General features: G+C 34.8%; 11 protein-coding genes. All 11 read right to left on the bottom strand.

Annotated elements, in window-relative coordinates; translation table 11 throughout:
* Window positions 1–139: 139 nt before the first annotated feature.
* Window positions 140–1,591 (bottom strand): amidase, encoded by a 1,452-nt coding sequence (locus DOK76_RS06580; protein ID WP_206966045.1) that lies wholly within the window; start codon window positions 1,589–1,591, stop codon window positions 140–142.
* A 137-nt stretch (window positions 1,592–1,728) separates the two neighbouring features.
* A complete protein-coding gene (ffh, locus tag DOK76_RS06585; RefSeq protein WP_206966025.1) occupies window positions 1,729–3,162 on the bottom strand; it encodes a signal recognition particle protein in 1,434 nt (477 codons plus the stop codon).
* 12 nt (window positions 3,163–3,174) lie between these two features.
* The gene (locus tag DOK76_RS06590; protein ID WP_206966027.1) at window positions 3,175–3,516 is read right to left on the bottom strand and encodes a putative DNA-binding protein; all 342 of its coding nucleotides are present in this window, start codon (window positions 3,514–3,516) and stop codon (window positions 3,175–3,177) included.
* Window positions 3,517–3,650: 134 nt separating this feature from the next.
* Window positions 3,651–5,198 carry a HAMP domain-containing sensor histidine kinase gene (locus DOK76_RS06595; RefSeq protein ID WP_206966029.1) on the bottom strand — a complete coding sequence of 516 codons (1,548 nt, stop codon included), beginning with the start codon at window positions 5,196–5,198 and terminating at the stop codon, window positions 3,651–3,653.
* A 2-nt stretch (window positions 5,199–5,200) separates the two neighbouring features.
* Window positions 5,201–5,890 (bottom strand): response regulator transcription factor, encoded by a 690-nt coding sequence (locus DOK76_RS06600; protein WP_206966031.1) that lies wholly within the window; start codon window positions 5,888–5,890, stop codon window positions 5,201–5,203.
* 160 nt (window positions 5,891–6,050) lie between these two features.
* Window positions 6,051–7,835, bottom strand: a complete 1,785-nt coding sequence (locus DOK76_RS06605; RefSeq protein WP_206966033.1) for an ABC transporter ATP-binding protein — start codon at window positions 7,833–7,835, stop codon at window positions 6,051–6,053.
* A 1-nt stretch (window position 7,836) separates the two neighbouring features.
* Window positions 7,837–9,555 carry an ABC transporter ATP-binding protein gene (locus DOK76_RS06610; protein WP_206966035.1) on the bottom strand — a complete coding sequence of 573 codons (1,719 nt, stop codon included), beginning with the start codon at window positions 9,553–9,555 and terminating at the stop codon, window positions 7,837–7,839.
* Window positions 9,556–9,768: 213 nt separating this feature from the next.
* Window positions 9,769–11,196, bottom strand: a complete 1,428-nt coding sequence (gene gnd / locus DOK76_RS06615) for an NADP-dependent phosphogluconate dehydrogenase (RefSeq protein ID WP_206966036.1) — start codon at window positions 11,194–11,196, stop codon at window positions 9,769–9,771.
* A 98-nt stretch (window positions 11,197–11,294) separates the two neighbouring features.
* Complete coding sequence (locus DOK76_RS06620) at window positions 11,295–12,197, bottom strand: DMT family transporter (protein ID WP_206966038.1); 903 nt, start codon at window positions 12,195–12,197, stop codon at window positions 11,295–11,297.
* Window positions 12,198–12,291: 94 nt separating this feature from the next.
* Window positions 12,292–13,254, bottom strand: a complete 963-nt coding sequence (locus tag DOK76_RS06625) for a metal ABC transporter substrate-binding protein (protein WP_206966040.1) — start codon at window positions 13,252–13,254, stop codon at window positions 12,292–12,294.
* 116 nt (window positions 13,255–13,370) lie between these two features.
* Window positions 13,371–14,326 (bottom strand): molecular chaperone DnaJ (gene dnaJ / locus DOK76_RS06630; RefSeq protein WP_206966042.1); only part of this gene is annotated, 956 nt, incomplete at its 5' end.

Raw genomic sequence — 14,326 nt, forward strand, 5'->3', positions numbered from 1 at the left:
CACTTATTAATTAGTTCACAATTTGTAAATCATTTTTTCATAACTGATGTTTTACAACATTTAGATTGTCGATTTGCTAGCGAATAACAAACAAACCTCCTAGCACTTTTTTGGTAAAAAAGACTAGGAGGTTCGTGTATTAATGTCTATAACAAGTTGGTATCAATAAGCGTTGTAAATCTTCAAACCACTGACCAACTTCAAGTAGCAAGCGGTCATTTCCTTTACTTGACATAAGCTGAATACCAATAGGTAATCCTTCTTTTTCAGTCATATACGTTGGTAAACTAATAGCAGGTTGACCTGTCAAATTAGCCAACTGCGTATAAGGCGTAATCCAGAGGCTTTTTTCAAACATCTCATAAACTAGATTACCTAATTCTTCTTTATTAAACTCAGACGCATGATTCATTTTTTCTCGAATAAGGTCACTTTGCAAGTCTTCTGATATCTTAGGTGCCGCTGTTGTAGCTGTTGGAGATAGGAATAAATCATAGGTTTCAAATAACTGTTCCATTGTAACTGCTGCTTGATCCCAATAACCAAAAGATTTCGAATAATCTGCAGCAGATAGGCGTTGACCATACTGATAAATCGTCCAAGTCATTAACTCCATGTCCTCTTTTAAAATAGGACGACCAAAGCCTTCACTCATGGTTTCAAACATCGCCGCCGTTTCGCCGCCATTCATTTGATAATAACTTCTGATCAAACGATTGCCATCAACAGGATAAGTTACTTCCTCAACCACATGTCCTAATGATTCTAGAAAATGAGCAGCTTCCGTCACCGCCTGAATCGCTTCATCACTAACTGGATTCCCCACTGGTGACTCTGTACAAAGTGCGATTTTCAAAGGTCGATTAACTACAGGTAATTTAGCCACTGGTTTAATAAACGGCGAATACTGATTGTCTACCTTAAGTACATTCAACATACGCTGAGTGTCTCTAATAGAAACATTTAAGCTAAAATTGACAGAAGCTCCTTGCCAGCTACGGTAATCATCCGGTCCCGTCGTAATGACACCACGACTCGGTTTGAATCCAATCAGACCTGAAAAACTAGCAGGAATTCGAATAGAACCACCACCGTCACTAGCTCCAGCAATTGGTGAAATACCTGAAGCTACCACTGCAGCCGCTCCTCCACTACTTCCTCCAGAGAAACGTTCTAAGTCCCGTGGATTCTTGGTTACTCCATGAATCTCAGCATCTGTTACATTCTTAAACGCAAATTCTGGCGCTGTCGTTACTCCAAAAGGAATAAACCCTGCTTCTTCTATTTTTTTTGTATAATTATTGGTTTGTTGAGAGATATTTTTTTTAAAGAGTTTTGAACCAAACGTTTGAGCAAACCCCTCTTTACTTTGTCCCACATCTTTTAAAGGATACGGAACACCAAAAAAAGGTTGTTCTTGATTAACTTTACTTCTTTTAGCCAAATCAGCTTTCGCTTTATCAATATCAAGCTCAACAAAGGCATTTAGTTCTGGTTGAGCTTTTGCTCTTCTCTCCATCTCCTCTAATGCCTCAATGGAAGACATGTCACCACTTTTAATTAAATTCCCAAGGTACGTCGCATCTTTCATCATAAAAAATACCTCCTTTATGCCTTATTCTAAACAAATTTTTTCATAAATAACAAGTCATTCCTGCTTTTTTTATACTTATCCTCCAATAAATAGGAAAAAGACTGACTATTTCTAGTCAATCTTTAATAATTATGTTATTTTTTCTTTTTATTCTTCTTGTTTTTCTTCATTTTTTTCTTATTTTTCTTAATCATTTTGTTCATGGCCATCTTACCAAGTTTACCTTGAATGCCATTTCCCATCATGTTTTCCATTCCAGGTGGCATGTTACCTTTACTCATTTGTTGCATCATTTTTCTAGATTCATTAAACTGTTTAATCATGCGGTTAACTTCAACTACAGAGTTACCAGAACCTGCAGCGATACGGCGACGACGACTTGGGTTTAATAGTTCAGGATTTTCACGTTCTTGAGGTGTCATTGAAAAGACAATTGCTTTTTTACGAGCCACTTCTTTTGGATCAATATTGATTTGATCTAAACCAGGAACATTATTCATACCAGGAATCATTTTTAATAAATCTTCAATAGGTCCCATACCCATAACTTGATCAAGTTGTTCGATGAAATCATTGAAGTCAAATGAGTTTTCACGCATTTTTTTAGCTAACTCTTCAGCTTTATCTTCATCATATTCACGTTGTGCTTTTTCAATCAGGGTTAACATATCTCCCATACCTAAAATACGAGAAGACATACGATCTGGATGGAACACTTCAACATCAGTTAATTTTTCACCAGTACCAATGTATTTAATTGGTTTACCAGTAATCGCACGAATAGATAGCGCAGCCCCACCACGAGTGTCCCCATCTAACTTAGTTAAAACAACCCCTGTCACGTCAAGTTGCTCGTTAAAGCTCTCAGCAACAGTAACAGCATCTTGCCCTGTCATAGCATCAACTGTTAACAGGATTTCGTTAGGTTGAGCAAACTCTTTAATACGTTTTAACTCATCCATTAAGTGTTCATCAATGTGCAAACGACCCGCCGTATCAATAAACACGTAATCATTTTTATTTTCTTTAGCTAAAGCTAGACCTTGGCGAACAATTTCAACTGGATCTGTATCTGTTCCCATATCAAAAACAGGAATATCTAATTGTTGACCGATTACTTTTAATTGGTCAATGGCAGCTGGACGATACACGTCACCTGCAATTAAAAGAGGACGAGCATTTTCATTTTTCTTCAAGAAATTAGATAATTTCCCAACAAAAGTTGTTTTACCCGCACCTTGTAAACCAACCATCATAATGATTGTTGGAATTTTTGGTGATTTATTTAATGCAACTGCTTCTGAACCTAACACTTTTGTTAATTCTTCATCAACAATTTTAACAATTTGTTGTGTTGGATTTAAAGATTCTAAAATCTCAATCCCAACAGCACGCTCACCTACACGTTTCGTGAAACCACGAACAACTTGTAAGTTAACATCGGCTTCTAGAAGAGCCAGACGTATCTCGCGCATCATTTCTTTTACGTCTTCTTCTTTCACCGTACCTTTTTTCTTTAATTTACTCATCGCTACCTGTAAGCGATCTGTTAAGCTTTCAAATGCCACTGTTATTCTCTCCTAGTCTTCTTCAATTTCTTGAATTTTATCTAATAAGTCATTAATTTCTTCTTTATCAACGGGATCATTGGTTATTTTTTCTTTAATAACTTCAATCATCTCTTCTCGAACAATATAATTTGAATACAAATGAAGTTTCTTTTCATAAGTTTCTAATAGTTTTTCTGTTCGTTTGATATTATCATAGACAGCTTGTCTACTAACACCATATTCTTCGGCAATTTCACCTAAGGACAAATCATCTCCATAGTATAACTCAATGTAGTTCATTTGTTTCTCAGTTAAAAGGGTTGAATAAAATTCAAACAGAGCATTCATTCGATTGGTTTTTTCTATTTCCATTTAATTCCCTCCCTTTACAAAGTACATGCTTTTATTCACTTCAATAGTATAACATAATCACTTCTTTATTTTTACTAAAAATAAAGAAAAAGAGCCTGTGACATCAAGTTTAATTCATGTCACAACCTCTTTCATTAGGCATTCTCTTCAGTTGGTTGTTCCGATTCTTCAATTTTTGGCTCATTCGTCACTAATGGTAACGTGAACGTAAAAGAGGCCCCTTGATCTTCAACACTCTTCACGTGAATGCTTCCATTGTAATTATCGACTAACTGATAGGCAATTGACAGCCCTAAACCATTTCCTCCCGTGTTTCTTGCTCGCGCTTTATCTACACGGTAAAAACGGTCAAATATTTTATCTAAATTCTCTTTTGAAATACCTTCACCAAAGTCTTGAACCATGACTTCAAGTGATTGATAAGACTTAGACATAGAAATCAAAATTTCTTTTCTGTCAGTTGAGTACTTCACGGCATTGTCTAATAAAATAATCAGAATTTGTTCTAAGTGATTGCGGTAGATTTTTACTTCCACATCAGTTGTTAGGTCATCATCTAAATTAAATGTGAACTCTGGGTAAAGCATTCTAAAGTTGCCGACATTTGTATGTATTACTTCTTTAGCCATTGTGGTTTTATCTGAATAATGAAACTCTGACTGCTCTGCTCGAGATAAATCTAGCATCTCTTGAACTAAACTCTTCATACGTGTGATTTCTTGTAAAGAAGCGTCTAATGACTCAGCTAATACTTCAGGATCATCTTTTCCCCAACGGTTTAAGAGATTTATATGTCCTTCGATAACGGCTACAGGCGTACGCAACTCATGAGAAACATCTTCAACAAACTGTTGTTGTTGTAAAATAAATTTTTGCATTCTAGCTAACATGTCATTAAAGGCATTCGCTAAATCTGAAATCTCGTCATTTCCTTTTGGAACTGGCATTCTCTCACCTGTTTTATGGGCTTCTTCAATACTATTTAAGACTTTAGACATTTTTCTTAACGGACTCGTAAAATAACTAGACAACAAGTAACCTAAAATCAGACTAAATAGCACACCTACAATTTCTAATACAATCAAGGTATCTAATAATTTTTTACTCACATCGTAATAACTACTCAATTCAAAGAAACCTTGGGCGTAACCAATCAAATCTCCTGTTTTAGCAGAATAAACTGGTTTGGTTAAAATCAGTCCTGCTAATCCGTCAACTGTTTGAATATTTGTTACCTTTTGTTCATCCTCATCATAAGGTAGATAGGCATTTTTAGTCTCAAACAACAAACGATGATCAACACCATACACTTTCGCATTTAACTCTGGTTGAGATAGTTCTGATATAAAACTATTTAATTGCATCAAACTTGCTTCAAGTGTTTCACGGTCGTAGTATTTATTGCGGTCAAAATTCCCAGTAGACTCCTTCAAATAAAAGACAGTACTATTTAAAGTAAGTGGGTATTCTGAACGAGATAACCGATTTTCAACTTCATCCATTGTTTGATTAAACTGGGTTTTTTCTTGTTCTACGATAATCTGCGTACTTGTCCTATAAGTGACAAATGCAAAAATCGTAAACAAGACAAAAATCGCCAATGCTGTTAGAATCGTCCACTTAAAAGTAATAGAGCGCCAAGAAAACTTCGGTGGCAGCTCTATATTTTTAAATGATTTCATGATTAAGATCTCATAACGTATCCAGTTCCACGGACAGTTTGAATATAGCTGTCTTCACCAGATACATCAATTTTATTTCTCAAGTAACGAATGTAGACATCTACAACATTCGTTTCAACTTCAATCTCGTAACCCCAAACTTTATTAAGCAACACATCTCGAGAAAGCACCACATTAATGTTTTCCATTAAAATAAGTAACAACTCATACTCACGTTTGGTTAACTCAATAATTTCATCTCCACGACGAACCACTCGATTTTCTTTTTCAATGGTTAAATCACGGTAATTAATTGTTGTTTGCTTCGTAATGTTTTTATCGCCTTCAATATCGATTCGGCGAAGTAATGCGCGAAGTCTTGCTAATAATTCTTCAATAGCAAATGGTTTGACAATATAATCATCTGCCCCATGATCTAAACCAGATACTCTATCAATCACAGAGTCTCTAGCTGTCATCATAATAATCGGTGTGTTTTTAGATTGTCTGATACGGCGACACACCTCTAATCCGTTTAATTCAGGTAACATTAAATCTAAAAGAATGGCATCCCATTCACCAGAAAGCGCAGCTTCTAGGCCTGTACGACCATTGTAATGAACCTCTGTTTCATACCCTTCATGTTTTAATTCAAGCTCCACAAAACGAGCTAGGTTTTTCTCATCTTCAACTATTAATATTCTATTTGACATAAATACACATGCCTTTCTAAGATACTTATCATCTTTTTCTTATATCATAACTATTATAACGACTTTTATGAGAAAAATCTATTATGAGAACCATATTTTTCATTTAATGAAGCTTATAAAAAAAAAGATATTCTAAAAAATTAGAATATCTTTCATCTTTCTATTCAAAAACAAATTGATTTTCATAAAGTTCTGCGTAGAACCCTTTAGCTTCTAATAATTGCTCATGAGTGCCTTCTTCAATCACTTCACCTTGATTTAAAACAATAATATAATCTGCATTTAAAATTGTTTTTAGACGGTGAGCAATCACAAAACTAGTACGACCTTTAATAATATTTTCCATGGCTTTTTGAATACGGCTTTCTGTTACAGTATCCACATTACTTGTTGCCTCGTCTAAAATTAATAAAGAAGGTTCTGTTAATATCGTACGTGCAATACTCATTAATTGTTTTTGTCCTACACTAAACACACTATTTTCATCGTTAATTTCAGTATCATAACCTTTTTCAAGGCTCATAATAAATTCATGAATATTAGCTTGTTTGGCAGCGGCAATCATTTCTTCTTCAGTTGCTTCACGGTTACCAAAAACAATGTTATCACGTATAGTTCCTGAAAAGAGAACTGATTCTTGAAGCACAATCCCAATGTTAGAACGTAGACTCTCAAGAGAAATATCACGAATATCTTGACCATCAATCTTGATACTACCACCATTTACATTGTAGAAACGATTTAGAAGGTTCATGACAGTTGTTTTACCTGATCCAGTTGGACCAACTAAGGCAACCATTTCACCTTTTTTAGCTTTTAAATTAACTTGTTTTAAGATTGGTGTGCCTTCTACATAAGAAAAATCAACATTTTCTAAGGCTACTTCTTTATGAACACCATCAATATCAACTGTATTTGGACGCTCAAATTCATCTTCAACATCGAAAATTTCGTTTAATCGTCTTGCACCTGTAAAGGCTAATTGCAACATACTAAATTGTGACGAGATTTGAGTTAACGGCATATAGAATTGTTGTGAATATTGAATAAACATAACAATCAAACCTAAACCAGCAGCTTTATCCATGTTACCATCTAAGACTAAGTAACCACCAAAGAAGATTACGATTGCTGTGTTAAGTAAAGATATACCTTGCATTGTTGGGAATAAGAGACCTGAATAAACTTGCCCTTTGAAAGTTGCTTTCTTCACTTCCTGGTTTAATTCTTCAAACCCTTCAATTGTTTCGTCTTCTAATCCATTAGTAATAATAACTTTTTGACCAGAAATTTTCTCATCAATATAACCATTTAACTTACCAACAAAATCTTGTTGGACAGCCACATTTGTTTCTGCTTTTTTGATGATGACAGCTGCAATAATAACCGCAATTGGAGAAATAGCTAATGTTGCCCAAGTCATTTCAACGTTGGCTCTAAACATCATAATCAGAACACCAATCATCATCGAAATATTTGTTAACACTTGAATCAAGGCTTGATTCATTGTATTTGAAATATTATCTAAATCACTAGTAAAGCGACTTAAAATCTCACCATCTTGATGAGTGTCAAAATATTCAATCGTCATTTTTTCTAACTTTTTAAACAAGTTAATACGCATATGGTTCGTAGAACGACCTGTTACTTGAGACATTAAAATATTTTGGATAAACATCGCGACAAAGTTCATCACGTATAAACCAACTAGTAATTTAATCACTGACACAAATGGTGATTTATCTGCTGAACCAGTTGTCACAAAAGTACCTGCATAAGTGGCTAATTCTTCAATGGCTTTCCCTGTGTATTCAGGCGCCTTTACTTGTAGGTAAGTTGAAAAAATAATGGCTATTGTAATGATTGATAATTGCCATTTATAGCCTTTTAAATAAAACCAAAAGAATTTAGTGACACTATTTTTCTTCGTTGATTTTTTTGACATTTTATTCAACCTCCTTTGCTTTTTGAGTTTCGTAAATTTCACGATACACATCACTTGTTTGTAGTAACTCTTTATGTGTTCCTTGAGCTACTAGACGACCTTCATCTAATACTAAAATATTATCTGCTTGAACCACTGAAGATATTTTTTGAGCAATAATAAAGGTAGTTGTATGATCTAACTCATTAGCTAATGCTTCTTTAACTAATTTCTCTGAACGAGCATCTAAAGCACTTGTACTATCATCTAATACTAAAACTTTTGGTTCTCCAATAACCCCACGAGAAATAGATAGACGTTGTTTTTGACCTCCTGAGAAGTTAGAACCACGCTCTTCTACTGGACTCATGAAACCATCTGCTTGACGCTCAATAAATTCACTTGCTTGAGCAATACGAGATGCTTTTTTCATATCATCGTCACTTGCATTTTTAGAGCCTTGTCTTAAGTTGTCAGCAATTGTTCCTGAAAATAAAATCGCTTTTTGCAAGACAAGCGCTACATTTTCTCTTAAATCTGCTTTACTAACATCTTTCAAATCTACATCGCCAACAAGAATATTCCCTTCTGTTGGGTCATACATTCTAGCAATCATTTGGGCTAATGTTGATTTACCAGCACCAGTCGCACCTACAACCCCAATTGATTCACCTGTTGTCGCTTTAAAAGAAATGTTTTTAAGTGTTGGTAAGTCATCTCCACTGTAAGTAAAACTAACATTATTAAAGACAACATCACCATTTTGAATCGTTGTGGCTCCCTCTTCACGGTAGCTTAATGTAGGCTCTGTTTCTAATACTTCATTTAGACGTTTCAATGAAACCATCCCACGAGAAGCCATCATCATCATCATACCTCCAATGATAATACTCATCATGATTTGCATTAAGTAATTCATAAACGACACAATCGCACCAATAACTTCTAAGTCAGTTGTTGCTAAATCTGCTGCAAAATAGATAGATGTCACAATAGCTAAACTTGAAATCAACATAAATGTTGGAATCATGATAGAAAATAAGTTTCCTACAGTAATGGTATGTTTCGCTAATTTGTCTGATACTTTTGTAAACTTATCAATTTCATTTTTTTCTTGGACAAATGATTTAACCACTCGAATACCAGTTAAATTTTCTTTAGCAATGCTATTCACTTTTTCAATGTATCCTTGAATTTTAGTGAAATGTTTACCCATTAAGCCAAATAAAGACATAACCGTTAATAAAACGAGTACAACAAGAACAATAATTACCCACCATAATTTAGGTAAGGTCATCATAGCCAAAATAAAACTACCAATAAATAATATTGGAATTCTCAAAATACTTTGTAGGGTCATCATAACAATTTGTTGGATTTGATTAATGTCATTTGTTAGACGAACCACTAAATTACTTGTCGAGAATTTCTCGATATCTGTAAATGAAAAGGTTTGAATCTTCTTGAAGCCATCTGCTCTAATCTCAGATGCTACTTCTTGAGCCACTTTGGCTGCTAAAATAGTATTTAAAATTCCTGCAATTAATCCAATAATAGCAACTACAATCAGTGTAATCCCAACACTCTTCAACTCTTGATTGTCCTCGTTCATGATGGCTGTCATGACTTTTTGTAATAACTTCGGTTGCCATAACTGTGATGTAACCATTAAACAAGTCATTAAAAATGACGTCAGAACTAATCCACTATGCCCTTTAACTTTTTTTAATAATAATGACATGTACTACCCCTCTTTCTAAAATAAATCAGACTTCTATCTTATACGAATGAATGTTCTTTTGCAACAAATAAGCACCCTTTTAAATAAGATATCTATCTTCACTTTATTGGTACTATTTATGATAACAACTTATAAATTATTATACAATCAACTAATGGTTGAAAAATAAAAAAACTTTCATTCTTTTATTACAAAGAATGAAAGTTTTTTGAATTATTTGTTATCAGCTCCGTACCAATCGTAATGGAACACACCTTCACGATCTTTACGTAAGTAAGTATGAGCTCCAAAGTAGTCACGTTGCGCTTGGATAATATTTGCTGGTAAATCAGCTGTGCGATAAGAATCAAAATAGGCAATAGCTGATGAGAATGTAGGTGATGGTACACCTGATTGTACTGCAAGAGCTACAACATCACGAACTGATTGTTGGTATTTTTGAGTAATATCTAAGAAGTACTCATCTAATAACAAGTTTTTAAGTTCTGGGTTACGATCATAAGCATCTGTAATCTCTTGTAAGAAACGAGCACGAATGATACAACCTGCACGGAAAATCTTAGCAATTTCACCATACTCTAAGTCCCAACCATACTCTTCACTAGCCATACGGTATTGAGCAAAACCTTGCGCATAACTCATGATTTTACTAAAATATAATGCTTGACGAATTTTTTCAACGTAAACCGCTTTATCGCCAGTGAAACTTGCTGTTTTTGGTGCTGGAATAACTTTACTTGCTTCTACACGTTCTTCTTTAAGAGCAGAGATATAACGAGCAAAAACAGATTCAGTAATTAATGGTAGCGGTGTTCCTAAATCTAATGAATTTTGGCTTGTCCACTTACCAGTTCCTTTATTACCTGCAGCATCAAGAATAACATCAACAATTGGTTTTCCTGTGCCTAAATCGTCTTTTCTTGTTAAAATATCAGAAGTAATCTCCATTAAGTAGCTATCAAGTTCTCCTTCATTCCACTCAGTAAAGATTTCTGCTACTTCCTCAACAGATAAACCTAATACACGAGTCAAGATATCATATGATTCAGCAATTAATTGCATATCACCATATTCAATACCATTATGTACCATTTTTACGTAATGACCTGCACCATTTGGTCCAATGTAAGTCACACAAGGCTCACCATCTTTTGCTTTAGCAGCGATTTGTTCAAAAATAGGTTTCACTAACTCATAGGCTTCTTTTTGTCCACCTGGCATCATAGAAGGACCTTTTAACGCACCCTCTTCACCACCAGAAACACCAGTACCAATAAAGTTAATGCCTGAATTAGCTAATTCTTCGTTACGTCTCATTGTATCTCTAAAGAATGTATTTCCTCCATCGATAAGGATATCTCCTTTATCTAAATGAGGTAATAGACTTTGAATAGTTAAGTCAGTTGGTTTTCCTGCTTGTACCATTAACATAATACGTCTTGGTTTCTCTAAAGAAGCTACAAATTCTTCGATTGTGTAGGTAGCAACTAATTTTTTCTCAGGATGTTCTTTTATCACATCTTCTGTTTTAGATGCTGTTCTATTAAAAATAGAAACTGAATATCCTCGACTTTCAATATTTAATGCTAGGTTTTTACCCATGACTGCCATTCCGACAACACCGATTTGTTGTTTTGACATGAAACTACCTCCTAATAATCCAACTGCATAAAAAACACACAGTTTTTAATCTTCTTTATTATAGCTCATTTCAGACTAAATTAAAATAAATTTTACCTTTATTCCATATCACCATTCCGTGAGAGTAGAAAGACAGCAAAAATAATAATCAACATACTCACAACTTCAATGGGTAAAATAACTGACCCTAAAAACAGACTTGAAAAAAGAGCTGAACTTAGTGGCTCAAAAGAAGTCAACAGACTTGAAAACTGAGCTGGGATAAAACGAGTACTGTGGAGTAAACATATATATGAAAATACTGTCCCAAATACAACAATATAACTGATTAATAATAAGCTTGTCATATCTAACCTTGGTACATCTTTAAAAACAGGATGGTATAACTGGAAGATTAGACCACCAATTAACATTCCCCAACCTGTCACGGCAATTGTACCGAATTCAGCCATAATTTTTCTAGGTTGAATAATATATACGGCTCCTAGCACCCCTGCCATTAAGCCCCAAAACAAACCTTCTGTTGAAATAGATAGACTTGTCAAATCTCCTTTGGTCACTAAAAGAGCTGTTCCAACAAGAGAGAGCACAATACTAAACACGCTCATTTTATTCGGGATTTTCTTAGATTCGATAATAAAAAAGATCACTATAAAAATAGGTGATAGATATTGTAATATGGTTGCTGTTGCTGCATTGCTAGACTCAATTGCTTTAAAAAAAGAAAATTGCAATAAAACAACTCCAACAAGGCTAAAAACTAAAATATTCAAACGATTCTTTCTTGTTCTTAGTAAATCAAAGGCTTTCTTACCATCTTTTGCAAATAAATAGCTTAATATAATTGTGCCCGCACTTAACATACGCACACTAACCAACCAGCTACTTGAAATTCCTTTTGTTTGCATTATATACTCGGCACAGACACCAGAACCACCCCAAAAAATAGCACCTGTGATTGCTAGCATAATCCCACGCATCTTATGATTCATTTTATTCATTATTCACTACCTCCAATAGGCTCCATTATAAACTATCTTAACTAATTTTTGACAAAAAAATAAAGATAGTTAGACTATCCTTATTTCTTTTCTTCTATTTAACTGACAATTTTAACGCTTCTAAGTTACTTGTCATAATACTAACATAGTTCACTCCGCTATCACGGTCTTTTTTAGAGACACTCTCCATTGGATTAAGTACAGCAAGTTGAGCTCCTGTCGCATCAGCTACAGTTTTAGCAATTTTTTCTGATGCTGAACTTTCAGTATAAATCACATCTATGTTTTCTGATTTAACTAAGTCTTGAATTTTTTTCAACTCTTTAGGCGTTGGTTCTTGATCAGGTGATAAACCAGAAATTGCGATTTGTTCTAAGCCATACTCATGAGCTAAATAAGAGAACGCTGTATGCTGTGTTACAAATTTTTTGACTTTTGCATCTTTAAAAGCTTCTTTATATGACGCATCTAACTCATCTAATTGTTTTGTGTAAGCATCAGCATTTTTTTGATAAACCTCTTTATTAGCCTCGTCAGAAGCAATTAATCCCTTAGTAATAGTCTCTACTTCTTTTTTAGCTAAGACAGGATCTAACCATACATGTGGGTCATAAGCATGAGAATGATCATGATCATGTTCGTGATCGTGGCCTTCGTGGTCTTCTTCATCCCCATGTTCTTCATGTGATGCTTCACCACTCAATAACTCAATACCTTCACTTGCTTCAATCACACGAACTTTTGATGTATCAATATTTTTCAACACATCTTTTACCCATGTTTCCATTTCATTGGAGTTGTAAATAAACACATCGGCATCTTGAATCTTAGCCATGTCTTTTGCACTTGGCTCGTAATCATGTGTTTCTAGGCCTCCGTCAATTAGCATAGACACATCGGCTTTATCTTGAGTCACTTGTTTAGTAAAATCATACATCGGGTAAAAACTCGTCACAATCTTAAGTTGCTCTTTATCTTTTGCCACTTCCTCTTTACCGCACGCTGCTAAACCTATTGTTACTAGCATCAAAGATGCCAACATTATTATTTTCTTCATGTCATTCTCCTTTAAATCGTAATTATTACTATTTAGATTTTACTTGGTCATTTAACAAATTGCAAGCTTTTTTTTCAAAAAAAAGAGCAACTCCTAAGAGTTACTCTTTTATGTCATTACTTACGTTTCTTTTTTCCACCTGCACCAAAGGCATCTTTCATTTTATCAAAGAAACCTTCTTCTTGTTCAACCACAGCTTTATCACCACTAGCTACTAAAAACTCTCTAAGAGCTTTTTTCTGAGCTTCGTTTAAATCTGTTGGTGTTTCAACAAGAACTGTCACACGTTGATCTCCATTGCCACTACCTCTTAATTTAGGTGCACCCTTACCTTTCAATCGGAAAGATGTACCTGTTTGAGTTCCAGCAGGAATTTTCAATTTCACTCTTCCGTGAACAGTTGGTACTTCAATTTCATCTCCTAATGCTGCTTGAGCAAAGGAAATTCTTTGTTCATAAAAGATTTCTGCCCCTTCTCGATCGAATATCGGACTATCTTCTACTCTAAAGACAACGAATAAATCACCATATGGTCCGCCATTAAATCCAGCTTCACCTTGTCCAGCCAGACGCATTTGTTGACCATCTTCAACACCAGCAGGAACGTTTACTTTCACTGTGTGAGATTTAACAATTCTTCCTGCCCCATTACATGTTGAACATTTGTCTTTAATCACTTTACCTTTACCTTGACAAAGATCACAGGTTTGTTGACTCATCATACGTCCAAGTGGCGTTTGACGTTCTACATTAATTCGGCCTGATCCATGACATTTAGAACATGTCTCAGGTTGCGTACCAGGTTTAGCCCCGCTACCACTACATGTTGTACAGTCATCTTCACGGTTAAAACGAATATTTTTTTCTAAACCAAAAATAGCTTCGTTAAAACTCAAGTCTAAAGTATACTGCAAATCAGCTCCTTGTCTTGGTGCGTTTGGATTGCTATTTCTTCCTCCGCCACCACCAAAGAATGATTCAAATATATCTTCAAAACCACCGAAACCACCGCCGCCAAAGTCACCAAAACCGCCAGCGCCAAAGTTAGGATCAGTACTTGCATGACCATATT

Source organism: Candidatus Vagococcus giribetii (assembly GCF_017316185.1).
Taxonomy (GTDB): Bacteria; Bacillota; Bacilli; order Lactobacillales; family Vagococcaceae; genus Vagococcus; species Vagococcus giribetii.

What these genes read in the sequence shown, in the direction of transcription:
- DOK76_RS06580 (WP_206966045.1), bottom strand. Translation starts at nt 1,591, where the DNA reads ATGAAAGATGCGACGTACCTTGGGAATTTAATTAAAAGTGGTGACATG.
- DOK76_RS06590 (WP_206966027.1), bottom strand. Translation starts at nt 3,516, where the DNA reads ATGGAAATAGAAAAAACCAATCGAATGAATGCTCTGTTTGAATTTTAT.
- DOK76_RS06595 (WP_206966029.1), bottom strand. Translation starts at nt 5,198, where the DNA reads ATGAAATCATTTAAAAATATAGAGCTGCCACCGAAGTTTTCTTGGCGC.
- DOK76_RS06600 (WP_206966031.1), bottom strand. Translation starts at nt 5,890, where the DNA reads ATGTCAAATAGAATATTAATAGTTGAAGATGAGAAAAACCTAGCTCGT.
- DOK76_RS06605 (WP_206966033.1), bottom strand. Translation starts at nt 7,835, where the DNA reads ATGTCAAAAAAATCAACGAAGAAAAATAGTGTCACTAAATTCTTTTGG.
- DOK76_RS06610 (WP_206966035.1), bottom strand. Translation starts at nt 9,555, where the DNA reads ATGTCATTATTATTAAAAAAAGTTAAAGGGCATAGTGGATTAGTTCTG.
- gnd (WP_206966036.1), bottom strand. Translation starts at nt 11,196, where the DNA reads ATGTCAAAACAACAAATCGGTGTTGTCGGAATGGCAGTCATGGGTAAA.
- DOK76_RS06620 (WP_206966038.1), bottom strand. Translation starts at nt 12,197, where the DNA reads ATGAATAAAATGAATCATAAGATGCGTGGGATTATGCTAGCAATCACA.
- DOK76_RS06625 (WP_206966040.1), bottom strand. Translation starts at nt 13,254, where the DNA reads ATGAAGAAAATAATAATGTTGGCATCTTTGATGCTAGTAACAATAGGT.